Below are 25025 nucleotides of genomic sequence, written 5' to 3'. Positions count from 1 at the left end.
CTTATCTAATTCTCAGTGCATGAACCGCAAGCCTTTGGTCTGCATAATCATATTGGCAAGTTGATAGGGTTATTATTTTATCATCTTCCCTAAAGTCTGGGCTTTCAAGATTTACTTCGGACTTATCCTTAAGTTTTTTAAAATAATTTAGCTTATATTCACCATCTCCAAAGGCTAAGCTTCTGTAGTCATAATCTGCTGGAGTTCCATATACTGAGAATATCTCATACTCTCTTAAACCCTTATCAGTTGTTATATAAATTGTTCTATTGTTTTGAGCATATTCTTGCTCCCTAAAATCCTTTAAGGCTGTAAACATAGAAGGTATATCTTCTAAAAAGTGACCATATATCACAGTATTGTCATCATTAAACTCTCTATCATTCTGATAGTCCATAAAAAGTGAACCTGCTATGTCATACTCTTTATTAATACCCTTTCTTAGATAAAATTCATTATCATTTGACTTCATAACAGGATAAGCTATATAAGTTCCTGGTATTTCAATAAATCCTGTCACATCGGAATTTTCTTCTTGAAGCTTTTTTAGTATAGCCAAGGACTTTTCTTCCTTTTGCTCAAAAGTTTCTTTGTCTTTTCCCTTTTTCTTATAATCTTTCTCTACACTTTCTACTATATCTGAAATATGTTCGTTATTCTTGTGGTTTGTATAGTAATCATAGCCTCTTTTTCCAAGAATTATTAAGCATACTATAATTATAATTACAAGAATAAATCTAAATACCTTTAGTAATTTATCTTTCATCTCTCCACCTTTATTTTTCTTCTCATATTAGTATAATAATATAAATTGAAGAATTTATGAAATTTAGTTAGGAGATAAATAAATGTCAGATTATAAATTATTTGTCGGATCAATGTGTCCACATTGTAGAAAAGTAGAAAACTTCATGGATGAAGAAGGTATAAATATAGATATAGTTAATATAAATGAAGATAGGGATGCTATGATGGAACTTATTAAAAATGGAGGAAAAAGACAGGTACCATGTCTATATCATGATGGAGAATATATGTATGAATCCAATGATATTATAGAATTTTTGAAAAGTTCAAAATAATAAAATCTAAGGGGACTTGTTTATCTTACATGTCTCCCTTTTTTATTTACCCAAAATTCACCTATACTTAATATAAAATATATTAGATTTTGTAATTATAAAAGAACTGTTTTGGGTATCAAGCAATAAAGGAGTTTATATGATTAAATTAATTGCAACGGATTGTGATGAAACACTCCTATCTTCAGATAGGACAATCCACGAAAGAAATAAAAAAGCCATAAAAAAAGCTCAGGATATGGGAATAAAGGTTATAATTGCAACAGGTAGAGGTCCATACCAACTTTTTAATATATTAGAAGAAATCGACATTGAGAAAGAAGATAGGTATTCTGTTTTATGCAACGGTGGACTTATTATGGATAATATGAGTAAAAAAATAGTCGATTCATCTCCTATAAAATATGATAAGGTTATGGAAATATCTGACTACTGTAAAAATCTTGGCATACATTTTGAAATATATACTGACAAACATTGTATTATAAGTCCGAATGGAAATAAGATTTTTGGAAACTATGATGGAGATATTTATAAATTTGTAGAAGATCCTAAAAAAGAGGATTTCATAAAAGATGAGATAATTATAAAAGTGCTCTTAAAAAACCATAACTTAAACTATCTTATGAGTCTTGAAGAAGATATAGCAAGGATTTGCGATTGGGACGTTTCTATCTCTTATTCATCAGATATATATATGGAAATAAATAGGAAAAATGTAAATAAGGCAAATGCTATTAAAAAGATTTGTAAGCACTATGGTATAAGTATGAATGAAGTCTTAAGTATTGGTGATAATTACAATGATAAAGAAATGTTAGAAGAGGCTGGATATTCTGCTGCTGTTCAAAATGCTCATCTTCTTCTTAAGGATGTATCAAAATATACAACCAAGGCAAACAATAATGAGGGAGCTGTAGGTGAGGCTATAGAAAAATTCGTATTTGATAAAAAACAACAAAAATAGAAGCCCACTTAGCCAAGGCTTCTTTTTTGTTTGCAATCAATTCAAAGAATCTTTTTTAAAGAAATATTTGTAAATACCATATATTAATATAACTGGAATTGCTATACTTAGTCCTAAAAGCATTAATGGAACTAAGATAAAACCTCCACAGAATATAATAGGAAAAGCTAGACCAAAAAAAAGTGATAAGATAAAACCCGCTAATTTAAGACCTATAATAATAACTATTATTCCTAGTATAATTTTAAAAACTTTATTATCCATCATAAACCACCTAATAAAAAATATCTTCTTTCTTTATAATTATCTTGTATAAAACATAAATTACTAGTAGGGGTATTATAACAGACACTATAACATTTATTGCAAATCCCAATAACTTAAGGGCTATAACAGCTATAAGGGCTAAAAATAAAACCCCTAGCACATTTTTTGCTTTATTATTCATAATAACCTCCTAATCTTAAGATTATTATACTTTGTTTTTTAAAAAAATCAAAGTTTGTCTTGATATTTTTAAATATTTTCATATGTTTTTTTAATATATGAATTTCATTTTAAATTTTCTTTATTTAATCCAATATCTTTATGTTTATTTCATCGTTGAATTCATCCCCTGGATTTAGGTATAAGGGATTGTTAATCTCTTTACTAAAAGCTGGTCCATTTAAACTTGGCTCGAGGCAAATATAATCACCATGAAAGTCAGTCCAAATAGCAAACGTATTCATCTTATTAGCCTCAATCCTTATTTTACTAAATTTCGCCTTAAATATAAGATAATCTCTTTTTATAAAAAAAGTATCTTCAAGCTTTACATCTTTTAAAGAAAGATTTTCAACGGTAAAATCATCACCTATACAAAAGTAAGGATGAAATCCTGGTGCTATTGGAAGTCTTTTCTCCGACTTATTTCTTATCTTAAAACTAGTCTTAAAATTCTTATCTGAAATCTCATATTCTATAAAAGTCAAAAGATTTTCAAATTTTTTCTTTCCATTAAGTTTAAACAGGACCCTTTTTTCATCTTTTTCTAGGACTTCCCAAAAAGAAATCCTACCATAACCATGTTGGTCTAAATCTTCAATATCACTTTTTCCAAAATTAGGCAGGCACGGATGCATACCTCCCCTTGTTTTAAGTTCATCTTTAATCTTTATTAAAAGTTTTGGAAAAAATACCGGATTTTTTTTGAAACTAAATTCTTCTACATATGCTCCATAAGAGTTTATAATAAGATTTAGTTTATCATTATTTAATATAATCTTCATATCTGAGTACTAAAAAAGGGGCTATTGCAGAATGAATTAATCGCTCCAAAATCATTACAAACTTCTCCAGACAATTTAACCTCCACAAGCGGAGTACCACCCTCAAATTGTCTATGAGAACTTATAATGATAGAACGTTAGAAATCCATAATTTTACAACAGCTCCTTATATTTGCTTATCCTCTTTTAGCAAGTTGACCATCAAGAATGTAAAGACCACCGTAATTTCCATTGATTCTTTCAAGTCTTGTAACAAGTTTTCCAAAATTATCTTCTTCTTCAACTTGTTCATCAACAAACCACTTTATAAATGAAATTACTCTTTCATCTCCTTCTTCTCTTGCAGCTTTTGCAATTTCGTGGATTCTTCTTGTAACTTCTTTTTCATGATCAAGGGCTACTTTTGCAACATCTAATAAATCTTCAAATTTATTTTCTGGTTGTTCAAGTGCTTTATAAAGTGGTTTATAACCTACTTCTAAAAGAAATCCCTCAATTTTTAAAGCATGTTCCAATTCTTCTTTAACTTGTTTGCCAAACCAATAAGCAAATCCATCAAATTCTATGTCATAAGCAAAGATTTGCATAGCCTTATATTCGTATGCTGATTGTAATTCAAAATTCATTTGTTCATTAAGCATATCTAGTAATTTTTCACTCATTACATTCTCCTTCCAAATAATCATCATATAAGATATATACCCCATATATCATGAAATTATTCTCTATTAATTCTTTTGTGACTTTGGTAATATTTGAAGAGATTATATCTATAGTAAAACTTGAATTTTTGATATAAATCCTATTAGATTTAACAAGATTTTTTTCTTTTAGGTAATTAAAAAAGCCAACAAGCTTACATCTATCACTTGTATCTGTAGTAAATGTTACAGGTATAATATTATTACTATTAAATTGTCCCTTATCTAATTTTTTAATCAATAGCATATCGCCCATATTATCTCTCCTTTTATAAAATTACCCAAAGAAAGATAATTGTAACATTTTTTTATTTATTTTTCTTTTTCTCTTCCATTTCTTTAAAAGAAAAAATACATCCACAATAATCTTGCCTGTATAAATTGTATTTTTTAGAAAAGTCTATTGAGTCCTTATAGCCATTTTTCTTTTTAAAATCAGAATAAAGATAATTTATCCCATATTCTCTTTCTAGAGTCTCCCCTATCTCATTTAACCAGTCACTTCTTTTGTAAGGAGATATAGAAAGGGTAGTAGTAAAATAGTCATAAGAGTTTTTTTTGGCATATTCCGCAGCAGACCTAAGCCTTAATTCATAGCATTTATAACAAGATTTACCACCTTCATGGTCATCCTTACGACTATCTACATAAGAATAAAAATCTTTTGGATTATTTTCTGGAAAAATCACCTTACTATTTAGGTCAATTTCATCTAGCAAAATTCTTACAGTATCAACCCTCTTATTAAGCTCACTTATAGGATATATGTTTGGATTGTAATAATATATATCTATATCAAAATCATTTCTTAAGCGACTTAATACACTTGAAGAACAAGGTGCGCAACAAACTTGGAGTAAAAGCTTGGGTCTATTCCCATTTTTTCTTATTTTTTTAATTATTTCTTCCATTTTTATATTATAATTTATTTTGTTCATAAAGTATTCTACCCCACTAATAAACTTATAAAAAGATATAAAAATCCTGATAAAAGCATTAAAAATATAGGATCTAGCTTTGTCTTTCTTATAATAATTAGAATAAAAACAAATAATAAAAGCATAATAAAATCCAAATTTTCCAATCTTATGCGATTTATATCAAAAAGTGCAGTCTTTAGTATATCAATACCAGCAGCAAAAATCATAGATACAACAGCAGGCCTTAAAAATCCTAGTACATTTTGCATAGTATCAAGATTTTTATATTTCGTATAAAAATAAGAAATAGTTCCTACTATGATAAAAGAAGGCGTAACACATCCTAAAGTTGCAGCAATAGCTCCAGAAAGCCCAAAAACCCTAGTACCTACAAATGATGCCGAGTTTATGGCAATAGGCCCTGGTGTCATCTGACTTATAGTTATAAGATTATTAAATTCACTAATTTTAAGCCAACCATTAGCATTTACAACTTCTTCTTGGATTAAGGGAAGAGCAGCATATCCTCCACCAAAAGAGAAAAGTCCTACCTTAAAAAAACTTATGAATAACTTAAGAAGCATGGTTTCTCCTTTCTATAAAAGAATACAAAAGCCCTGTTATTATAAGTGTAAGTATTATATAGATTATATTTACATTTAAAAATACATTTAATGCAAAAGAGCTTAAGGCTATAACATAGATTAAAAATGATTTTCCAACAATTACCTCTTTTATCATATCTATTACCACACTCATAATAAGAGCGGCAACTCCTGCTTGCATACCTTTTAATACTAAGGCTATATATTTATTTGATATAAAAGCCTCATAGAAAAATGAGATAAGAGATATAATTACAAGAGGAGGAATGACAGTTCCAAGTGTTGAAATTACCGCTCCTAAAATCCCAAAAAGCTTATAACCCACACTAATTGATGCATTAATAGCAACAGCTCCAGGTGATGACTGGGCGATTGCCGTCATATCAAGCATCTCTTCTTTATTAATCCAACCAAGCTTATTTACAAAGGTATTTTCCATCAAAGATAAGATTACATATCCTCCACCAAAAGTAAAAGCCGAAAGTTTGAGGGTATTTATAAAAAGTTTAAATAGTTTGTGTGTTTTTGACATAGCAAAATCCTTTCATATTTACATTTTACTATATTTTTATTAAATAGTTATTTTAAAATTTTCCCACCTATTTTTATACATTAAAAAAACAAGGAATAAAAATCCCTTGTTTGTAATATACTTCTTATCTCTTTGAAAATTGTGAAGATTTTCTTGCTTTCTTTTGACCGTATTTGTATCTTTCTTTCTTTCTTGAGTCTCTTGTAAGAAAACCTGCTCTTTTGAGAGCTTTTCTATATTCAGGATTTACTTCAAGTAGGGCTCTTGCTATAGCGTGTCTTATAGCTCCTGCTTGTCCATTAAATCCACCACCTTTTACATTAACTTTGATATCATAGTTTGATTCATTTTCTGTTAATTTAAGAGGTGCTTTTGCTATAACTTTTAATGTGTCATATGCAAAATAATCATCTAAATCTCTACCATTTACTAAAAGACTTCCACTACCTGGTTTCATTGTAACTCTTGCTACTGAAGTTTTTCTTCTACCTGTAGCTTGATATATAATATCTGCCATCTAAATCCCCCTTACTTTAAATCCAATACTTCTGGGTTTTGAGCTTGGTGTGTATGTTCACTACCTACAAAAACCCTAAGTTTTTTGGCCATTTGTCTACCTAATTTGTTATGTGGAAGCATACCCAACACAGCATGTTCTACAATCCTTTCTGGATGTTTGTCCATCATATCAAGGTATTTTGTAGTCTTAAGTCCACCTGCATAGCCAGAATATCTCTTATATTCTTTTTGGTATTGTTTGTTTCCAGTAAGAATGACTTTTTCAGCATTTACAACTATCACATAATCACCTGTGTCAGTATTTGGAGTAAATGTTGGTTTGTGTTTTCCTCTAATTATAGATGCAACTTGTGTTGCAAGTCTACCTAGTACCATATCTGTAGCATCAACTACATACCATTTTGGTTCGATTGTTGACTTTGTAGGTACATATGTCTTTTGATTTTTCATCAAGTTCCTCCTTAAATATTTTGCCTATCTACTTTGATACCGCTCGGATAGGTGGCGGTTTTACTCGTCCTGGCATTTATAAATCGCCTCCAGGATATGCGATTATGTCAAAAGTTAAGTGAAACTTTTTCATACCCACTTATGATACACTAAATTCCCAGCTTTGTCAATGATTTAAGAAAGTTTTTCTACAATTATATTAAGTATTTCATCATACTCTATGAGTCCCTTTTTAATTATTTCTACAGAGATTGCATTTTCTTTTAGAATACTTTTATAGGAAGCTTTGTCTTCACTTTCTATATCTCTATAAACATGGTTTCCAGCAAGGATTAAGAAAGGTATTATCCTTATCTTTTTTATATCCTTTTTCTTAAACTCACTTATTAAATAATCCTTATTATTGTCTTCAAAAGTTGAAAAATAGAGCTTATCAGACTGATTATCAATCTTTTTTTTGAAGTTTTCAAATTGATTCAAATCTTTTTTTGGACTTCCATGAGCTATTATTAAGCTTTCCTTGTTCTCACTAATTTCTTCAATTAATTTTAAGATTTTTTTATCACAGAAGTCTTCTTCAAGCAGGGCCTTAGTGAAGGTAAAGGTGAAAAATTCATCTTTATTTAGGCTGTGGGCAAGCTTTATTAGCTTTTCATACTCTATACCCCTTACCACATAAAGCATCAAAAACTTAACTTCTCTAATATTTTTTTCCCTTAAATTTTTTAAGATATCTTCTAACTCTATTTTTAAGTCTTTATCTTTTATCTTTTTTCTTATACTATTTCCCGCAAGATAAGCCCCTATATAGCTTTTTGGATAAGTTTTCTTTATTTTCCTACTAACCCTTTCAATAAGCTCATATTGAAGATTTAATCTTGATGTTCCATGATTAACTATAATCGTTGCAAAATCCATAAAATATCTCTTTTCTTTTACTAGATTTTACTCCTCTTTGTTATTTTTTCAACGATTAGTGTAAGAGCTATAGTTATAAGAATACTTAAGAAAGTTGCTCCTATTATAACATCAGTATTTAAAAGTATCCTATAGATTATAAATCCTATTATCCAAATTATAATATTTTTAAGATAAAAGTCCTCATCTGTCCTATCGATTTTTATTATAAAAAAGTCCGCAATTAAAATTGCAATCATAGGTGCAAAAACTGAGTCTATAAAATATAGAAAATCAGTAATATCATCCATTGGAAAGATAATTGCTCCAATAGTTCCTATAATTGTAACAAGGATACCACATTTTTTAATATCTATATTTTTATTTAAGGAGTTTGCAGAAACTCCTGCTGAGTAGGCATCAAGGAAGGTTGTAGTTACTGTTGATAGAACAATTATTAAAAGTCCCAAAACTCCCACACCTGATTTTAACATAATCTCTCCAATATCATTTGTTCCTGCAAAAAGTGATGCAGAAAGTCCTATAGTATACATAAAAAATGAAACTATACCATAGGCGAGGACTGAGGCTAATGATGATTTTTTATAATTGTCATAGTCTTTGGAGTAGTCTGCTATAAGTGGAATCCATGATAGAGGCATAGCTATAGAAAGCTCGACCCCATTTCCAAATGATAGTTCATTTCCACTTATACCAAGACTTGCGCCTCTATTTTTAAAGATTACAAAGGCAAGTACAAGACTTAGAACAAATAAAAGTGTCATAGATATCTTATTTACAGGTCCAAGATTTTTAATACCTATGAATATCCAAAAGATAATTAAAAACCCTATTACTAAAGACCATATCCAATTTCCTATATTAAAAATATTTCCAGCTGCTATAGCTCCATCATAGATCATAATTCCAGTCCATGCTACAAGCTGGATTATATTTATTATTGCAAATATAGCAAAACCCTTACTTCCAAAAGAGTATTTCACACTCTCCATAGCAGACATATTTAATCTTGCTCCAATTATTGCAGCCAGATAAAGCAAAAAACAGCCAAAAATGTGGCCAATAATAATAGCCGCCATAGCTTTAGTAAAGCCTAAGGAAGAAAAATATGTTCCCGTGATAATTTCAGCAATTGATACTGCAGCCCCAAACCATATTAGGCTATCTTCTAAAACTCCTTGTTTTTTCATCTATTTTCTCCCAGCTTTTTATACTTGTCTTTTATATCAAAAGCATGGTTCATAGGACCAGACCCTTTTCCCAGATTGAGACCATCTTTTAAGGCAGCTGATAAAAAGTCCTTAGCCATTTTTATAGCTTCCTCCATAGAAAAACCCTTTGAAAGATTTGCTGCAATTGCAGATGATAGGGTACAACCTGTTCCGTGGGTATTGGGATTGTCTATTCTTTCTCCCTTAAACCAAACACCTTTTCCCTCACTATATAAATAATCATTGGCATCATTTAGCTTATGCCCTCCCTTAATAAGAGTTTTACATGAAAACTTTTCAGAGATAATTTTTGCCGCCTCCTCCATATCATCTATAGACTTAATTTCTATACCTGATAAAATCTCGGCTTCTGGAATATTGGGTGTAAGCAAATCTGCCAATGGTAAGAGCTTTTGCATCAATGTTTCAATTGAATCATCTAATAAAAGCTTTGAACCACTAGTTGCAACCATTACAGGATCCACAACTATGTTTTTGGTCTTTCTTTCTTTTAGGCAATCTGCTATAACCTCAATCAAAGCCTTGCTTGATACCATGCCTATCTTTACGCTATCTGGATATATATCATCGAAGATTGCATCAAGTTGGGCTTTTAAAAATTCAGGACTTGATTCTAATATATCATATACTCCTGTTGTGTTTTGAGCAGTCAAGGCTGTTATGGCACTTTCTGCATACACTCCATTTAATGTCATTGTCTTAATATCCGCTTGGATACCAGCGCCTGCCGACGAGTCACTACCCGCTATGGTTAATGCTATTTTCATTAAAAACTTCCTTTCTTAGCACTTTTCTTAAGCGATATAAAGTGGTCTGCCCGATATACCGCTATCGTTACAAATACTCAAAGGAAGTTACAAACTCAGAATAAAAAAGGTAAATAAAAAAGGAAATAGCAAAAGGCCATTTCCTTATAAATTCAATAAATGAAATATTCCCTACGCCAGCATTACCTGGATCAGGTAAGGTCGAAGATTTATCTTCCTCTCAGATCTTTTTAGAACTCCCTTTGTCACTTTTATAATAAATTAAAATGAAGTTCTTGTCAATTTTGAAAGTTTATAGTCTTTTAGAAAAAAACTTGTCTTTCTTATTATAAGATTGCTATAATAGATTAAAATTACATTCTTTATATAAAACATTATTATGTCAATGTTTCCAAGTATAAACTTACCCAATTATAAAAAAATATACAAAAAAACTTGACATTTTTAAACATAGATATTATTATATGTATTAACATTTGAATTTAAAAATTATCAGAAAAAACGAGTAGGATTATAAAGATTTAAAGAGAGTAAGCGGCTGGTGTGAGCTTATAGTTGATATAATTTGAATATCCTTTTTCTTATGCAAGTCTGAAAATAAGTAAGATTTGTCGCTATGGTTGGCGTTATCTAAACCCGGCATTGTTAGATGCTTGAGAGCTTATTTTTGTATAAGAAAAAAGGTGGTACCGCGATAATTTCGTCCTTTGTCAATAAGACAAAGGACTTTTTTTATTGAAAATTTTATAAATGTTAAAGAATAATGAGAATTAAGTAATTAAAAAGAGGTGATTAAATGAAGGTGAAGGGTGCTGAAATAATTGTAAAAACACTTATAGACGAAGGAGTTGATATTATCTTCGGCTATCCTGGTGGGGCTGTAATTCAAATCTTTGATGCACTTTACGACTATGAAGATAAACTCAGGCTTATAAGGACAAGTCATGAACAAGGTGCAGTCCATGCAGCCGATGGATATGCAAGATCTAGCGGAAAAACTGGAGTAGTTATTGCGACATCTGGGCCTGGTGCAACCAATATTGTGACAGGTCTTGCGACTGCCTTTATGGATTCCATTCCCTTAGTTTGTATAACAGGCAACGCAAATAGAAAACTTATTGGAAAAGACTCTTTTCAAGAAATTGACATAATGGGTATAACTATGCCCATTACCAAGCACAATTTCGTAGTAAGGGATATAAGAGATCTTCAAAATACTCTAAAAAGAGCTTTTTTAATAGCCCAATCTGGAAGAAAGGGACCAGTTCTTGTTGATATACCTAGTGATATTACAGGAGATTTTATTGAATATGTAAAAAAAGATATCTTTAGAAAAGAGAGAAATTTTGAAGTTTCAGATAATGATATAAAAAAAATCGCATCCTACATTAATAACGCAAAAAGACCAATTATATATTCAGGAGGAGGAGTCACTTCGTCAGAAAGCTTTAAAGAGTTAAGACAGTTAATCCATAAGTCTCAAATTCCAGCTTGTAATACTATCATGGGTATAGGAGTTTTAGGATATGAAGATGAACTAAATCTTGGAATGGTTGGTATGCATGGAAAATATTCCACAAATAACGCTATAGACGAATGTGACCTTTTGATAGCTTGTGGAGTAAGATTTTCTGACAGAGTCGCTCTAAATACAAAGAAGTTTGCCAAAGATGCTAAAATTATTCATATTGATATAGATAAGTCAGAAATTGATAAGAATATCTTTGTTGATTTTGGTCTAGTAGGAGATGTAAAAGAAATTTTAAATAAACTTTTACCTTGTGTAGAAAAAAGAGAAAGAAAGGATTGGATTTCAAGGATAAATGATTTGAGAAAAAAAGACTTTAAAGCAGAAGATTCAAAAGAATTATTAAAACCACATCAAGTTATAAAACACATATCTAACACTTTGGGTGATGACTTAATCTTTGTTACAGATGTTGGTCAGCATCAAATGTGGACAGCCCAATATTGTGGAAGAACAAAGCCTAGATCATTTTTAACGAGTGGAGGACTTGGAACTATGGGATTTGGTTATGGAGCCGCCATGGGAGCAAAACTAGCCAATCCTAACAGACCTGTAGTTTTAATTACAGGTGATGGATCCTTTAATATGAACTTTAATGAAGTTTTAACGGCAGTCAATGAAAATATAAAGGTCATAACTGTAGTCATGAATAACAAGACCCTAGGAATGGTAAGGCAATGGCAACACCTTCTTTATAAGGATAGGTTCTCAAAAACCAATATTGAAAGTAAACTTAACTATGTGATTCTTGCCCAAGCCATGGGCGCAAAAGGATTTAGTGCTTGTACTATAAAGGAATTTAAGGATTGCTTTGATAAGGCCATAAAAATAGATGGCCCATCTATCATAGAGGTAAAGATTGACACAAATGAATTAGTCCTACCTATGATACCAGCTGGAGGATCAGTTGATGATGTAATAATGGAGTAAAAAGTGAAAAAATTAAGTACTATAAATGTTTTAGTGGAAAACAATGCTGGTATACTTACGAGAATTTCTTCGATTTTTTCAAGAAGAGGATACAATATAGAAAGCATAAATGCAGCTGTAAATGGTAAAGGTAACAAGACAAGGATTATCGCGACCATATCTGAAGAAGAAGAGCTTGTAAGGCAGGTTGTAAAGCAAATTGAGAAGCTTGAAGATGTAATAAATCTTGAGATAATGGATGATAAAAACTTTATTTCAAGAGAAATGCTAATTGTTAGGCTAAAGATACATAAAAAAGACTATTTGGAATTAAATGCCCTAACAAATCTATATAAGGCAAATATAATTGACTATTCTAAAGAAGACCTCTATTTAGAGCTTACTGGAGATAGGGATAAGGTTAATGATTTTTTAGCAATAGTTTCAAAATACCAAATAGAAGATGTAACTAGAACTGGAATAACAGGGATAAAAAAATATTAAATTTAAGGAGTAAAAAATGATAAAAAAATACTATGACAAGGATTGTAATATAAACCTACTTAAGGAAAAAACTGTAGCTGTAATAGGATTTGGTTCACAAGGTCATGCCCACGCCCTCAACTTAAAAGAATCTGGTATAGATGTCCTTGTAGGACTTAGAAAGGGCTCAAAATCTTGGATAAAAGCAGAAGGCTTGGGACTTAGAGTTTATGAAGTAAGTGAAGCTAGCCAAAAAGCAAATGTGGTAATGATGCTTGTACCAGATGAAGTATCTGCAGACATATACAACAGTGAAGTTGCCCCTTACATGAAAAAAGGTGACACTTTGATGTATGCTCATGGATTTAATATCCACTACTGCCTAGTAAAACCTGCTGAAGGTATTGATGTAGCAATGGTCGCTCCAAAAGGACCAGGTCACACTGTAAGAAGTCAATTTGTTAAAGGTAATGGTGTTCCTTCTCTTGTAGCAGTCTATAAAGATTATTCTGGTAAGGCAAAGGATCTTGCCCTAGCCTATGCCTCTGCTATAGGTGCAGGTAGAGCAGGTATTCTTGAAACAACTTTCAAAGAAGAAACTGAAACCGACCTTTTTGGAGAACAAGCAGTTTTGTGTGGTGGTATCTGTGAACTTATGACAGCAGGTTTTGAAACCTTGGTTGAAGCAGGATATGAAGCAGAAATGGCATACTTTGAATGTATTCACGAAATGAAACTTATAGTTGATATGATTGTTGAAGGTGGTTTTTCAAATATGAGAAACTCCATCTCAAACACTGCAGAATATGGTGACTACTATGCTGGCAAGAAAATAATAGGAAAAGAAACAAGAGATGCTATGAAAAATATCCTAGAAGATATCCAGTCAGGTGCCTTTGCAAGTCAATTCATGCAAGAATTCTCATCAGGAAGAAAGATAGAATTTCTTACAACTAGAAGAAGAAAAAAAGAACATCAATTAGAAGAAGTCGGAAAAGATCTGAGATCTATGATGACTTGGCTTAATAAAAAGGAGAACTAATGAAATTAAATAGTGATAAAGTACTAAGGGGTAGTGAAAGAGCTCCAAATAGATCGCTTTTTTATGCCCTAGGCTATAGCAAAGAACAGCTTAATAGACCTTTGGTTGGAATAATATCAGCCTATAGTGAAATTGTTCCAGGTCATATGTACCTAGATAAGGTAGCTGACTCCGTAAAAACTGGAGTTTTAATGAATGGAGGAACACCTATAACTATTCCTTCAATTGGAGTTTGTGATGGTATTGCAATGGGTCATATAGGTATGAAATATTCCCTTCCAAGTAGGGAAATTATAGCGGATAGCGTTGAAACTATGGCAATAGCCCATGGACTTGATGCTCTAGTGCTTGTTCCAAATTGTGATAAGATTGTTCCTGGCATGATAATGGGAGCTTTAAGGCTTAACCTACCTACAATTCTTGTAAGTGGTGGTCCTATGCTAAGTGGAAAAAATAAAGGTAAGGAACTTTCCCTATCATCAGTTTTTGAAGCTGTAGGAGCAAATAAGGCTAATCTAATAAATGATGAACAACTTTATGAGATTGAAAAGTCAGTATGCCCTACTTGTGGATCTTGTGCTGGAATGTATACTGCAAATTCTATGAACTGCCTATCAGAAGCCATAGGTCTAGCCTTGCCTGGAAATGGAACAACTCCTGCTGTTTATTCTGAAAGATATAGGCTTGCTAAAGAATCTGGCTTTCAAATAATGGAACTTTTAAAAAATGACATTAGGATAAATGATATAATAACAGAAAAGTCAGTTAAAAATGCCATAGCATGTGATATGGCTTTGGGTTGTTCTACAAACACAGTTCTTCATCTATTAGCCATAGCTAGTGAAAGAGGACTTGATGTAGACCTAGATATATTCAATAAAATAAGCGAGAAAGTGCCTAATCTTTGCCACCTTGCTCCAGCAGGTCCTCACCACATGGAAGACTTATATCTAAGTGGTGGAATAGGAGCTGTTGAAAAAGAACTTTCTAAAAAAGGATTAATCGATTTAAGTCTTATTACTGTAAGTGGGAAAAGTGTAGGAGAAAATATCAAAAATATTGAAAATAAAAATAATGAAGTTATAAGAGATATTGAAAACCCGTACTCTAAAGTTGGAGGACTTGCAATTCTTTTTGGAAATATATCCAATAAGGGTGCAGTTGTTAAAAGATCTGCTGTAGATGAGTCTATGCTCAAACACACTGGTCCTGCAAGAGTATATAATTCAGAAGATGATGCCATAAAAGCAATTTATAACTCTCAAATAAAGCCTGGAGATATTGTTATTATAAGGTATGAAGGTCCAAAAGGTGGCCCTGGTATGAGAGAGATGCTTAACCCTACATCTGCCCTTGCTGGAATGGGACTTGATAAAAGTGTCGCGCTTATAACTGACGGAAGATTCTCTGGAGCATCTAGAGGTGCCTCCATAGGTCATGTATCACCAGAAGCAGCACTAGGTGGACCTATAGGCATTATAGAAGATGGTGATATTATAGAGATAGATATACCATCTTATTCTATAAATTTAAAAATAAGTGATGAAGAATTTAAAGAAAGAATTGATAAATTCATACCTCTTGAAATAAACAAAGTAAATGGTTGGTTAAATAGGTATAGAAGACTTGTAACAAGCTCAGATAAGGGAGCTATTTTAAAATAATTTTATCAAATTTTTCCTTTATTAAGTCCATTTTAAATTTTTATTTAAAATAATAAATTAAATCTACGACTAATGTATAAATGAATTTTGCCTTATAAAAATCATCTAATCTATACCAATAAAACCCACATTAAGCGAAAATTTCCTTATTGTGGGTTTATTTTCTTATTTATCCTTCAAATACCTGTAAGTAGATGGATATAAAAGTAAAAGCACTGGGAATATTTCAAGTCTTCCCAAAAGCATAGCTAAGGTTAAGACAAATTTTGAAAGTTGTGACATTTGTGCAAATGTTTCAATTGGCCCAAAAGCTCCAAGACCTGGACCTACGTTATTAAAAGTTGTAGCAACCGCTGCAAAGGCCGTTTCAAAGTCATTCATATCTATAGACACAATCATAAAAAGAATTATAAAAATTAAAATATATATAACTAAATACTTTGATACTGATTTTTCAGTCTTTTCATCAACTCTCTTTCCATCAAGTCTATTTATGGTTATTTTCTTAGGATTCATTGCTTCTCTTATTTGGTTTATACCACCTTTTATTAGGATAACAAATCTAGATACCTTAAGTCCACCTGCAGTTGAACCTGCACATCCTCCTATAAACATTAGAAGAATTAAAATAGACTTAGAAAAAAGTGGCCATTTTCCAAAGTCTGCTGATACATAACCTGTTGTGGTTATTATAGATGAAACTGAGAAAAATGAATTTACCAAAGAATATATTACATCCTTGTACATAGATAGGATATTTATAAATACAAGCACACTTGATATTAGGATTATACCTACATACCATTTTAATTCCTCACTATCAATAGCAACTCTTAGGTCTTTTGTTATGGCATAAAAATAAATATTGAAGTTTACACCAAATACTGCCATCATAATTCCTAAAATAAATTCTATATATCTAGAATTATAGGCTCCTATTGATATACCCTTACTCGAAAATCCACCAGTCCCAGCTGTCCCAAAAGCGTGAACAATAGAGTCAAAAAGATTCATTCTTCCCAACATAAGTAAGATAATAGTAAGTATGGTTAAGATTATATACATAAGGTAGAGGTTTCTTGCTGTGTCTGAAAGTCTTGGTGTAATCTTTCCAAAGCTTGGACCAGGAACCTCACTTTTCATTAGTAGAGATGATTCCTTGTTGGAGTTTGGAAGAATTGCTATGGTAAATACAAGTATACCCATACCCCCTATAAAGTGAGAAAATGACCTCCAAAATATTATAGAATGAGGTAAATCTTCTACATTAAAGGCAACCGATGCTCCTGATGTTGTAAAACCTGATACCATTTCAAAAAATGCATCTATATATGATGGGTAATTTGACTTTGTAAGAAATAAGGGAATTGCCCCTATAAGTGAAAATATAAGCCAAGTTGATGCTGTTATAAACATAGCCTCTTTTGTATAGATGTGACTTTTATTATCTCCAAGTTTTGATAGTAACATACCTAGTATTATAGATATTATAATTGGTAGTATAAAATTTATCTTATCAGCTATTGATTCTTTATAAATAAAAGAAACTATTAATGGGAATACCAACAAGCCTGCCAAAACCAAAAGAAGCTTTCCTATAGAATATTTGACAATTTTTAAGTTCATAATTACTCCAATATATCGTCTATTTCTGTAAAGTCCTTGTGCTTTGTTATAACCATAACTCTATCACCAAGTTTTATTACAGATTCTCCATTTGCAACCTCGATTTTTCCACCCAAATCTTTTCTAGATATGCATACTATGAGGGTATTAGACTTAAGGTTTAAATCTTTAAGTCTAATACCTGTTAGCTTAGAATTTTCTATAACTGTAAAATCAATTGCTTCAACCCTATCATCAGATAGCCTATAAAGATTTGATATAGACTCTCCCCTTGAATTTTCCTTACTTCTTAGGAGTCTTGATACATAAAAAGAAGCAGATTTTTTAGGTGTTACTGTAGTATCTACATCGAGTATCCCAGTTATCCTCAATAGTTGGGTTCTATTAACCTTAGCTATAGTTTTTTCTATACCACATTTTTTGGCAAGTAAGGAGATAAGAATATTCTCCTCATCAATGCCTGTAAGAGAAACCACTGCATCATAGTTTTCAACCCCTACCTCATCTAGGATTTCTGGATCTGTTCCATCTGCATTTATAACATCGCAATCAGGAACAGACTCAGAAAATTCAATAGCCTTTTTCTTATTATTTTCAAGAACTGTTACAGCAAAGTTTCTCTTTAGTAGAAGTTTTGTAAGATAAATGGCAATAGAGCCTCCACCTACTATTAGAACATCCTTTATAGTTTTTTTAGAGTCAACTTGACTTTTATAAAACTTATCTATATCCTCCCTAGGACCTGCTACATAGATTTTCTCTCCAACCTCTAATATATGGCTACCATTTGGTATAACAACTTGATCATCTTTTTCCCCAATAGCTATTATAATATTTCCCAAAAGTCCTTCTTTATTCAAGTCCATTAAAGACTTATTGATAAGTTTGGAATTTCTATCTAATTCAAGCTCTATAAGTATGACTTTTGAATTAAGGAAATTTTCGACATTTACCGCATAGGTATATTTTAAGGTTCTTTGAATCTCTTTTGCTGCAAAAAACTCAGGATTTACTAACCTATCAACTTCCATTGCCTTTCTCATAAATTCTTGATCTTTTATATATCTTGGATCACGGAGTCTTACAATAGTAGACCTTGCTCCTTTTCTCTTAGCCATAATTGATGATATAAGGTTTACATCATCATCAAATGTCATAGCTATAAAGACATCACATTTATCGACATTAGCCTCATCTAATACATCAAGGTCTCTACAATCTCCCAGAATTCCCATAACATCATTTTGAGAAAGAAGTCTTTCTAGTACATCTTGATCTTTATCTATAACTAAAATATTGTGTCCTTCATCAGATAATTGACTTGTAAGGTAAGAACCTACCTTACCAGCACCCACAATAATAATATTCATAATTCCTCCTAAAGATACTATCTTTATATGTTCTTATTGTATAATATCTTAAGTAAAAATCAAAGTAATAAAGTCTGATCAGATATATGATACAGGTTGGGCAAAATATTTTTTAAATATAATAAGTTACTTTAAAAAACTTTTTCAAAAAAACTATTTTAGTATATGATTGTCTTTTTTTAAAAATTTAATTACTTTCCAGATGTTTGTCTAAGTAATCTAACCTATCTCTTGAATCACAAATCACCTTAGATAGTATATCTGCTTTTTCTTCATAATGTTTGGCTAAACCATATTTATCAATCTTATAATATATTTTAGATAATATATGAAACAAAAGATCTAAATATTTCATATCAAACAATCTTTTAGAATTATCAATTCCCTTTATTGTATATTCTAAGGATTTTTCATAATTTTTACTCATGTAATTATTAATAGCTAAAATATACATTAAATAATTTGATGTAACAGAATCATCTCCTAAAATATCATATACAAAACATAAAATCTCATTAGATTTGTTAATATTATAATTCATTTTTGTCATTAAATCTGCTATCTTAATTAGAACATGCAGTGATCTTTGATTATAATTAAAACTTTCAAACTTATTTATATCGTAATTCTTAATATATATTTCAATAGATTCTTCATATTTAACTAAAGCAAGTTTATATTCTTTTTCACACAACTCTAAAAATAAGGCTTCATAAAATTTTAAATTAGCATTAATCTCTACTTGTATATAAGGTGCAAACTTATCAAGGTCAATAGATTTCACATTTTCATAGATATCTGATACTTTTTTTAAATAGTTACAATTTAAATTATAGTTTAATTCAATAAAAAGATTATTTATTTCATGCAATTTGGAGCCATTTGTATCTAAAAACAATTTTCTAACACTGATATTTAAGGCATCTAGTATATTTGCTAGGGTAGTTAATTTAGTATCTATTTTACCTTGCTCACATCTTCTTAAAGTTTGTTCACTAATATTTGAACTATCTGCTAATTCTTTTTGAGTCATATTTTGATATTTTCTAATATTTTTAATTTCTTTACCTATAAAACTATAATCGTTCATGATAATCTCCTTGTATTAAAAAAGAACTGCTATAAATATAACAGCTCTAATTATTAAAATATGGAAGCTTAAAATAGTGTATTATTCTACACCATCACAAGCATATCCAAATGCAGGTCCACATATTATTGAACATGCTACACCGAATACTGGAAACGCCGCTCCTACTCCTCCACAGAAGGTTGCACATGCTACGGCTCCTCCCAAATCACATACAAATTTTGGAAGAGAATATCTTATTTCTCTGAAATAAGATATATTATTATATGCAAAAAATTCATTTAGTTCTTCATTTTCATCTAGCTCAGCAGAAGCTACTGATAAAACGATTTTTTGATCAGGAATATATACTACTTGTGTAAATAATTTAGAATTGTTATTTTCATAGTAAATTGGTAATATGATAGCCTTATCATATTCTTTAGATTCAACTTTTACTGGTACTAATTTTGAATTATTAAATTCTTTGTAGTTATTCTTATCTATTTTATTAAGGTATCCACTATAAGATAACTCTTTATTTATTATTTCCCAATCATCATTACTCAAATCGTACTTTTCTGATTTATAATCTAAATTATTATCTTTTAATGTAGATTCAACTATTTCATCAAAAGTTTTACTCTCTTCACTAGCTAATGAAGGTCTAATACCACTTAAGATCATTAATATTGAAATTGAAACTGCTATCACTTTTTTTAACATATTGTTCTCCTATATACTTTTTAAGTAAGCTAATACTTGAATTATCAAAAATACTATTATGAGTATAATAATAAGATTTTTATTTTTAACCAGTATTTCATCTTCTAAATACTTTGTCCCAAACAAACCAATTACTGTAAATATAGCAAAGTAGATTATAGGTTTTATTAAATATTCGGTTTGAAATTTTTTTCCCATCAATACATAAAATAAAACGCTAATAAGTACAGCAACTATAGAACCAGCTAGCGGCAAGTAAGAAAAGTATTTTGATAAATTAGTATTTTTCTTATCCATCTTATCCTCCTTAAGCTTCCATAGAATAACCTAACTATCTTATGTTTAGTTTATAACACAATTCATTTTCATACAACTATCATTTGTGTATGTTTTTTCTAAGTTTATAATATTTACTAAGTAGATTTATAGAATATTATAAACTTAGCATTAATATTAGAAAAATTTGATAAAATTATTTAAGTTATTATTAAAGTAAAAAAAATGAATTCTTATACCCTATCCCTTAATAGGAATAAGGCTATAATATTTGGTATTACCATAAGGGAGTTAAAAAGGTCTGATAAATTCCATACAAGGTTAATTTTAAGAAAAGAACCTGTAATTATAAAGGATATGAATATAGCCCTAAATATATTGATGTTTTTTTCACCAAATAAAAATTTATAGTTACTCTCTGCGAAATAATACCAAGCTACAATTGTTGTAAAGGCAAAAAATGTAAGTGCTATGGCAAGCATTACCTTTCCAAAGGGTCCAAAACTCAATTCAAAAGCCCTTTGAGTAAGGACAGCTCCATTTAAATCTTCTTTATATACTCCTGTAACTAATATTATTAAAGCAGTTGCTGAACAGATTATTATAGTATCAACAAAAACACCAAACATAGCGATATAACCTTGACTATAAGCGTTTTTTGCATTGGCAGATCCATGAGCATGGGCTGTAGTTCCCATACCAGCTTCATTTGAAAAAAGTCCCCTAGCAACCCCAATAGAGATTGCCTTTTTCATAGAAATTCCCATAAGTCCACCCAAAGCTTGTTTATATCCAAAAGCTGAGGTAAAAATAAGCTTAAATGAAGGTAGGATATTTTCCTTATACTTAAAGAGTATTATGATAGAAAATACTATATACAAAATAGCCATAAAAGGAACTAAAAGTTGGGCAAAATTTGATATTCTATTAATTCCACCTATAAGGACAACAAAAGAGACTATGGCTATAAGAATCCCAATTAAAATCAAAGGGATATTATTATTTATAGCATGGATAGATGAAGCTATAGAATTTGCTTGTGTCATATTTCCAAAAAATCCTAAGGCTATTATTAATAAAATTGAAAAAGACCTTGATAGTAACTTAGCCAATCTCTTATTTTTTATACCTTTCATTATATAATATGAAGGACCGCCAATTAAGCTTCCATCTGGAAGTTTTTCATTAAACTTTTGGGATAGGACACTTTCAGCATAAATCGTAGCCATACCAAAAATAGACATTACCCCATCCAAAATATAGACCCAGGCCCTCCTGTTACAATGCAAGTTGCAACACCTGCTATATTTCCTGTCCCAACCTGACCTGCTATAGCAACCGAAAGGGCCTTAACAGGTGAAATTCCTTCATCATTTTGTCGAAACATTCCACCAAAAGCTTCGATAAAAGCTGTCTTAAATTTTCTAAATTGAACAAATCTTGTTTTGAAAGTGAAGTAAATTCCTATAGAAGATAGAAATAAAACCAAAATCCAATCTCTTACAAAGGAATTTAAAATTCCAACAATATTATTTAAGTTTTCCATTATTTTCTCCTAATATTAAATATGTTTAAATTTTATCATAAATAGTATGTCATGTTAAATTAATTTAATTATTAACGTTTAAAATTAAAAATAACTTAAATAATGTTAAATATTAGTAATATTTTTAAAATTACAAAGATAAAATATATTAGCAAAAGATAATAAGCTAATATAAAATTTATATTGATTCAGTTATTCATCTAAATCTTATTTTCCTAAAATCTATATCATGATTTTTAGTAAAATTTCTAATCTTTTCATCTAAGAGAAATTATTCATTGCAAATTTTATATATTTGCCATTATAAAAAATATAAAATATTTCATTAAGTTGCAAAGTACTGATTTTAAATACTTATATATTCAAAACTATTGTAGAATTTGAATTATTACATATAAAAAACACCAATCAAAAATGATTGGTGTTAGTATGGTGGGCCTCCAGGGACTCGAACCCTGGACCTACCGGTTATGAGCCGGGCGCTCTAACCGACTGAGCTAGAGGCCCAAATAAATCTATAAGATTCATTTATGGTGGACCTGAGTAGACTCGAACTACCGACCTCACGCTTATCAGGCGTGCGCTCTAACCTGCTGAGCTACAGGTCCATATTAAAATATAAAATGGCAGGGGTTACAGGACTTGAACCCGTGACATCCGGTTTTGGAGACCGACGTTCTACCAACTGAACTAAACCCCTACTTAAACTCCCATTATCCTTAAGATTACATAAAGAGTTTTCCAGAAGCCGAGTAGGCTTGTTTGGTGCCCAGAGGCGGAATCGAACCACCGACACGGGGATTTTCAGTCCCCTGCTCTACCGACTGAGCTATCTGGGCATATGGCGGAGAAGGAGGGATTTGAACCCTCGCATCCCTTTTGAAAGGATCTACTCCCTTAGCAGGGGAGCCTCTTCAGCCACTTGAGTACTTCTCCAAAAGCCAATTAAGGCTTAAAATATTGGCGGAGAGGAAGGGATTCGAACCCTTGTGAGCCGTAAGACTCTAACGGTTTTCAAGACCGCCCCGTTATGACCGCTTCGGTACCTCTCCATATTTTGGTGACCCATCGGAGATTCGAACTCCGGACACCTTGATTAAAAGTCAAGTGCTCTACCGACTGAGCTAATGGATCAATCTAGAAATACAGTGGCTAAAGATTGCCTTTATCGCCTATTTAGCTTTGCCAGTATAACCACTAAACTAATTACATATTATAAAAAATGTTAATGGTGACCCATCGGAGATTCGAACTCCGGACACCTTGATTAAAAGTCAAGTGCTCTACCGACTGAGCTAATGGATCATATGGCTGGGATAGCAGGACTCGAACCTACGCATACCAGAGTCAAAGTCTGGTGCCTTACCGACTTGGCTATATCCCAACGTTCAAAGTACGGTATAATTATATCATAACTTAAATCTGCTGTCAAGCTTTTTTTATAATTAAGTTCTTACCTTTTCATATTAGAAATTGTCTTTGGCGCGCCCTCCAGGATTCGAACCTGGGACACACGGATTAGAAGTCCGATGCTCTATCCAGCTGAGCTAAGGGCGCATGGAGCGGGTGAAGGGAATCGAACCCTCGCAACCAGCTTGGAAGGCTGGGGCTCTACCACTGAGCTACACCCGCAAAGATGTAAAAGGTTGGTGGGGATGAGCGGATTCGAACCACTGAAAGCAAAGCTAACGGATTTACAGTCCGTCCCATTTGGCCAACTCTGGAACATCCCCACATATTAATTTATCCAAATTCTTATTGGAGCTGATGATAGGACTTGAACCTACAACCTATTGATTACAAATCAATTGCTCTACCAATTGAGCTACATCAGCATATTGGATCACTATTGCAATCCAAATGGCGACCTGGATGAGATTCGAACTCACGACCTCCGCCGTGACAGGGCGGCATTCTAACCAGCTGAACTACCAGGCCATAAACAAACTACTTATTGATAAGTAATTTATAGTGATATCTAATATTTATTAAATATATTGGTGGAAGTAACAGGGCTCGAACCTGTGACCCCCTGCTTGTAAGGCAGATGCTCTCCCAACTGAGCTATACTTCCATATGGTGACCCTACCGAGATTCGAACTCGGGATACCACCGTGAAAGGGTGGTGTCTTAACCGCTTGACCATAGGGCCATAATTGTTATAGATTATGTAATAATATAATATATAGTTTAAATGGTTGCGGGAGTAGGATTTGAACCTACGACCTTCGGGTTATGAGCCCGACGAGCTACCAAACTGCTCCATCCCGCGTTAATTATAGAGTAGTGGTATATGGTGCCGAGAATCGGAATCGAACCGATACGGTGTTTAACCACCGCAGGATTTTAAGTCCTGTGCGTCTGCCAGTTCCGCCACCCCGGCGCATCAATAATTGGCGCTCAGGGTGGGACTCGAACCCACAACCTACCGGTTAACAGCCGGGTGCTCCACCATTGAGCTACCTAAGCATCGCAGTGATTTAATTATAACACCAATCTAAATCACTGTCAATGTTTTTTTATCTAACTTGCTTAGATATTTGTTTAGCTACTTCCTAGTCTCCCGGGAGGTTGCCCTCCGAGTACCATCGGCGTTATGAGGCTTAACTTCTGTGTTCGGTATGGAAACAGGTGTATCCCTCATGCTATCGTAACTATATTGTTTAGCGGCTTCCTAGTCTCCCGGGAGGTTGCCCTCCGAGTACCATCGGCGTTGTTAGGCTTAACTTCTGTGTTCGGTATGGGAACAGGTGTATCCCTAGCGCTATCGCCACTATACTTTTTGAACCTTCTAAATAGCAATAAATATTTCCAGTCAAGAT

The 25025-nt window shown here is 31.9% G+C and carries 27 protein-coding genes, 19 tRNA genes, 2 rRNA genes, 1 riboswitch and 1 other annotated feature; of the genes, 6 read left to right on the top strand and 42 right to left on the bottom strand.

The features are described from left to right. Position 1 precedes the first annotated feature (1 nt). Entirely contained in the window at positions 2 to 766 is a 765-nt protein-coding gene (srtB, locus tag SOR60_RS06450) for a class B sortase (protein WP_154540877.1), read from the bottom strand. An 82-nt stretch (positions 767 to 848) separates the two neighbouring features. On the opposite strand from srtB, the gene SOR60_RS06445 reads away from it, so the two are divergent. After that, positions 849 to 1082, top strand: coding sequence for a glutaredoxin family protein (locus SOR60_RS06445; protein ID WP_320595517.1), 234 nt, complete (start codon positions 849 to 851; stop codon positions 1080 to 1082). A 139-nt stretch (positions 1083 to 1221) separates the two neighbouring features. Next, positions 1222 to 2049 carry a Cof-type HAD-IIB family hydrolase gene (locus SOR60_RS06440; protein ID WP_320595516.1) on the top strand — a complete coding sequence of 276 codons (828 nt, stop codon included), beginning with the start codon at positions 1222 to 1224 and terminating at the stop codon, positions 2047 to 2049. Positions 2050 to 2085: 36 nt separating this feature from the next. On the opposite strand, the gene SOR60_RS06435 is transcribed toward SOR60_RS06440, so the two are convergent. From SOR60_RS06435 to thiD, 13 genes are all read right to left on the bottom strand, one after another. Beyond that, complete coding sequence (locus SOR60_RS06435; RefSeq protein WP_320595515.1) at positions 2086 to 2316, bottom strand: hypothetical protein; 231 nt, start codon at positions 2314 to 2316, stop codon at positions 2086 to 2088. 7 nt (positions 2317 to 2323) lie between these two features. Then, positions 2324 to 2497: a hypothetical protein gene (locus SOR60_RS06430; RefSeq protein WP_176270025.1), complete on the bottom strand. Its 174-nt coding sequence runs from the start codon at positions 2495 to 2497 to the stop codon at positions 2324 to 2326. Between the two features lie 124 nt (positions 2498 to 2621). Then, entirely contained in the window at positions 2622 to 3320 is a 699-nt protein-coding gene (locus tag SOR60_RS06425; protein WP_154540869.1) for an aldose epimerase family protein, read from the bottom strand. Between the two features lie 176 nt (positions 3321 to 3496). After that, complete coding sequence (locus tag SOR60_RS06420; RefSeq protein WP_154540867.1) at positions 3497 to 3982, bottom strand: ferritin; 486 nt, start codon at positions 3980 to 3982, stop codon at positions 3497 to 3499. Further along, positions 3975 to 4277 (bottom strand): UDP-N-acetylmuramoyl-tripeptide--D-alanyl-D-alanine ligase, encoded by a 303-nt coding sequence (locus SOR60_RS06415; RefSeq protein WP_154540865.1) that lies wholly within the window; start codon positions 4275 to 4277, stop codon positions 3975 to 3977. Before SOR60_RS06415 ends, SOR60_RS06420 begins: the two co-directional genes overlap by 8 nt. Before the next feature lie 52 nt (positions 4278 to 4329). Then, the gene (locus SOR60_RS06410; protein ID WP_320595514.1) at positions 4330 to 4959 is read right to left on the bottom strand and encodes an epoxyqueuosine reductase QueH; all 630 of its coding nucleotides are present in this window, start codon (positions 4957 to 4959) and stop codon (positions 4330 to 4332) included. 8 nt (positions 4960 to 4967) lie between these two features. After that, entirely contained in the window at positions 4968 to 5525 is a 558-nt protein-coding gene (locus SOR60_RS06405) for a chromate transporter (RefSeq protein ID WP_154540861.1), read from the bottom strand. Continuing rightward, positions 5515 to 6078 (bottom strand): chromate transporter, encoded by a 564-nt coding sequence (locus SOR60_RS06400; protein WP_154540859.1) that lies wholly within the window; start codon positions 6076 to 6078, stop codon positions 5515 to 5517. Before SOR60_RS06400 ends, SOR60_RS06405 begins: the two co-directional genes overlap by 11 nt. 124 nt (positions 6079 to 6202) lie before the next feature. Beyond that, positions 6203 to 6595, bottom strand: a complete 393-nt coding sequence (gene rpsI / locus SOR60_RS06395; protein ID WP_154540857.1) for a 30S ribosomal protein S9 — start codon at positions 6593 to 6595, stop codon at positions 6203 to 6205. An 11-nt stretch (positions 6596 to 6606) separates the two neighbouring features. Further along, on the bottom strand, positions 6607 to 7047 hold the full coding sequence (gene rplM, locus SOR60_RS06390; RefSeq protein ID WP_154540855.1) for a 50S ribosomal protein L13: 441 nt from the start codon (positions 7045 to 7047) through the stop codon (positions 6607 to 6609). Positions 7048 to 7221: 174 nt separating this feature from the next. Next, entirely contained in the window at positions 7222 to 7965 is a 744-nt protein-coding gene (locus SOR60_RS06385; RefSeq protein ID WP_154540853.1) for a sirohydrochlorin cobaltochelatase, read from the bottom strand. A 20-nt stretch (positions 7966 to 7985) separates the two neighbouring features. Further along, positions 7986 to 9155, bottom strand: a complete 1170-nt coding sequence (cytX, locus tag SOR60_RS06380; protein WP_320595513.1) for a putative hydroxymethylpyrimidine transporter CytX — start codon at positions 9153 to 9155, stop codon at positions 7986 to 7988. After that, a complete protein-coding gene (thiD, locus tag SOR60_RS06375; protein ID WP_154540849.1) occupies positions 9152 to 9964 on the bottom strand; it encodes a bifunctional hydroxymethylpyrimidine kinase/phosphomethylpyrimidine kinase in 813 nt (270 codons plus the stop codon). Before thiD ends, cytX begins: the two co-directional genes overlap by 4 nt. A gap of 150 nt (positions 9965 to 10114) precedes the next feature. Further along, positions 10115 to 10217, bottom strand: a riboswitch (TPP riboswitch). Positions 10218 to 10448: 231 nt separating this feature from the next. Continuing rightward, positions 10449 to 10675 (top strand) — a binding site (T-box leader). An 85-nt stretch (positions 10676 to 10760) separates the two neighbouring features. Here thiD and ilvB point away from each other — a divergent pair. The 4 genes from ilvB to ilvD are packed head-to-tail and all read left to right on the top strand — an operon-like array spanning position 10761 to position 15590. Further along, complete coding sequence (ilvB, locus tag SOR60_RS06370) at positions 10761 to 12422, top strand: biosynthetic-type acetolactate synthase large subunit (protein WP_320595512.1); 1662 nt, start codon at positions 10761 to 10763, stop codon at positions 12420 to 12422. 3 nt (positions 12423 to 12425) lie between these two features. Further along, positions 12426 to 12905: an acetolactate synthase small subunit gene (gene ilvN / locus SOR60_RS06365; RefSeq protein ID WP_176270030.1), complete on the top strand. Its 480-nt coding sequence runs from the start codon at positions 12426 to 12428 to the stop codon at positions 12903 to 12905. Positions 12906 to 12921: 16 nt separating this feature from the next. Further along, positions 12922 to 13926, top strand: a complete 1005-nt coding sequence (ilvC, locus tag SOR60_RS06360; RefSeq protein ID WP_320595511.1) for a ketol-acid reductoisomerase — start codon at positions 12922 to 12924, stop codon at positions 13924 to 13926. Further along, positions 13926 to 15590: a dihydroxy-acid dehydratase gene (gene ilvD, locus SOR60_RS06355; protein WP_320595510.1), complete on the top strand. Its 1665-nt coding sequence runs from the start codon at positions 13926 to 13928 to the stop codon at positions 15588 to 15590. The genes ilvC and ilvD overlap by 1 nt, the downstream gene beginning before the upstream one ends. Before the next feature lie 165 nt (positions 15591 to 15755). Here the strand turns inward: ilvD and SOR60_RS06350 are convergent, their stop codons facing one another. The 28 genes from SOR60_RS06350 to rrf (SOR60_RS06215) all read right to left on the bottom strand — a co-directional run bounded on the left by SOR60_RS06350 (position 15756) and on the right by rrf (SOR60_RS06215) (position 24981). Further along, positions 15756 to 17216, bottom strand: coding sequence for a TrkH family potassium uptake protein (locus SOR60_RS06350; RefSeq protein ID WP_320595509.1), 1461 nt, complete (start codon positions 17214 to 17216; stop codon positions 15756 to 15758). A 2-nt stretch (positions 17217 to 17218) separates the two neighbouring features. Next, positions 17219 to 18586 carry a Trk system potassium transporter TrkA gene (gene trkA, locus SOR60_RS06345; protein ID WP_320595508.1) on the bottom strand — a complete coding sequence of 456 codons (1368 nt, stop codon included), beginning with the start codon at positions 18584 to 18586 and terminating at the stop codon, positions 17219 to 17221. A gap of 187 nt (positions 18587 to 18773) precedes the next feature. Further along, positions 18774 to 19676: a helix-turn-helix domain-containing protein gene (locus SOR60_RS06340; RefSeq protein ID WP_154540837.1), complete on the bottom strand. Its 903-nt coding sequence runs from the start codon at positions 19674 to 19676 to the stop codon at positions 18774 to 18776. A gap of 81 nt (positions 19677 to 19757) precedes the next feature. Further along, positions 19758 to 20381, bottom strand: a complete 624-nt coding sequence (locus SOR60_RS06335) for a hypothetical protein (RefSeq protein ID WP_154540835.1) — start codon at positions 20379 to 20381, stop codon at positions 19758 to 19760. Between the two features lie 9 nt (positions 20382 to 20390). Next, positions 20391 to 20678 carry a hypothetical protein gene (locus tag SOR60_RS06330; RefSeq protein ID WP_176270033.1) on the bottom strand — a complete coding sequence of 96 codons (288 nt, stop codon included), beginning with the start codon at positions 20676 to 20678 and terminating at the stop codon, positions 20391 to 20393. A 212-nt stretch (positions 20679 to 20890) separates the two neighbouring features. Beyond that, positions 20891 to 21901 (bottom strand): alanine/glycine:cation symporter family protein, encoded by a 1011-nt coding sequence (locus tag SOR60_RS06325; protein WP_320595507.1) that lies wholly within the window; start codon positions 21899 to 21901, stop codon positions 20891 to 20893. Next, positions 21901 to 22203: an alanine:cation symporter family protein gene (locus SOR60_RS06320; protein WP_320595506.1), complete on the bottom strand. Its 303-nt coding sequence runs from the start codon at positions 22201 to 22203 to the stop codon at positions 21901 to 21903. Before SOR60_RS06320 ends, SOR60_RS06325 begins: the two co-directional genes overlap by 1 nt. A 430-nt stretch (positions 22204 to 22633) precedes the next feature. Further along, positions 22634 to 22710, bottom strand: a tRNA-Ile gene (locus tag SOR60_RS06315). A 24-nt stretch (positions 22711 to 22734) separates the two neighbouring features. Then, positions 22735 to 22811, bottom strand: a tRNA-Ile gene (locus tag SOR60_RS06310). A gap of 16 nt (positions 22812 to 22827) precedes the next feature. Continuing rightward, positions 22828 to 22903: transfer RNA gene (locus SOR60_RS06305), tRNA-Trp, on the bottom strand. Positions 22904 to 22966: 63 nt separating this feature from the next. Next, positions 22967 to 23042 (bottom strand) — tRNA-Phe (locus SOR60_RS06300). Between the two features lie 3 nt (positions 23043 to 23045). Then, positions 23046 to 23139 (bottom strand) — tRNA-Ser (locus SOR60_RS06295). A 25-nt stretch (positions 23140 to 23164) separates the two neighbouring features. After that, positions 23165 to 23255, bottom strand: a tRNA-Ser gene (locus SOR60_RS06290). Between the two features lie 6 nt (positions 23256 to 23261). Then, positions 23262 to 23337: transfer RNA gene (locus SOR60_RS06285), tRNA-Lys, on the bottom strand. A gap of 95 nt (positions 23338 to 23432) precedes the next feature. Further along, a tRNA-Lys gene (locus SOR60_RS06280) sits at positions 23433 to 23508 on the bottom strand. 3 nt (positions 23509 to 23511) lie between these two features. Continuing rightward, a tRNA-Gln gene (locus SOR60_RS06275) sits at positions 23512 to 23587 on the bottom strand. 96 nt (positions 23588 to 23683) lie between these two features. After that, positions 23684 to 23760, bottom strand: a tRNA-Arg gene (locus tag SOR60_RS06270). Between the two features lies 1 nt (position 23761). Continuing rightward, positions 23762 to 23835: transfer RNA gene (locus SOR60_RS06265), tRNA-Gly, on the bottom strand. 15 nt (positions 23836 to 23850) lie between these two features. Continuing rightward, positions 23851 to 23936: transfer RNA gene (locus tag SOR60_RS06260), tRNA-Tyr, on the bottom strand. A 26-nt stretch (positions 23937 to 23962) separates the two neighbouring features. Next, a tRNA-Thr gene (locus SOR60_RS06255) sits at positions 23963 to 24038 on the bottom strand. A 26-nt stretch (positions 24039 to 24064) separates the two neighbouring features. Continuing rightward, positions 24065 to 24141, bottom strand: a tRNA-Asp gene (locus tag SOR60_RS06250). A 60-nt stretch (positions 24142 to 24201) separates the two neighbouring features. After that, positions 24202 to 24277, bottom strand: a tRNA-Val gene (locus SOR60_RS06245). Between the two features lie 3 nt (positions 24278 to 24280). Beyond that, positions 24281 to 24355, bottom strand: a tRNA-Glu gene (locus SOR60_RS06240). A 43-nt stretch (positions 24356 to 24398) separates the two neighbouring features. Beyond that, positions 24399 to 24475 (bottom strand) — tRNA-Met (locus SOR60_RS06235). Positions 24476 to 24497: 22 nt separating this feature from the next. Then, positions 24498 to 24586: transfer RNA gene (locus tag SOR60_RS06230), tRNA-Leu, on the bottom strand. Positions 24587 to 24597: 11 nt separating this feature from the next. Next, positions 24598 to 24672 (bottom strand) — tRNA-Asn (locus tag SOR60_RS06225). Between the two features lie 73 nt (positions 24673 to 24745). After that, positions 24746 to 24862: ribosomal RNA gene (gene rrf / locus SOR60_RS06220) — 5S ribosomal RNA — on the bottom strand. A 2-nt stretch (positions 24863 to 24864) separates the two neighbouring features. Then, a 5S ribosomal RNA gene (gene rrf, locus SOR60_RS06215) occupies positions 24865 to 24981 on the bottom strand. Positions 24982 to 25025 lie beyond the last annotated feature (44 nt).

This window comes from Anaerococcus porci (assembly GCF_034090325.1).
In the GTDB taxonomy this organism is placed as follows: domain Bacteria; phylum Bacillota; class Clostridia; order Tissierellales; family Peptoniphilaceae; genus Anaerococcus; species Anaerococcus porci.
Note: the sequence above shows the minus strand (reverse complement) of the source record. Positions and strands in the feature narration are given on the sequence as shown.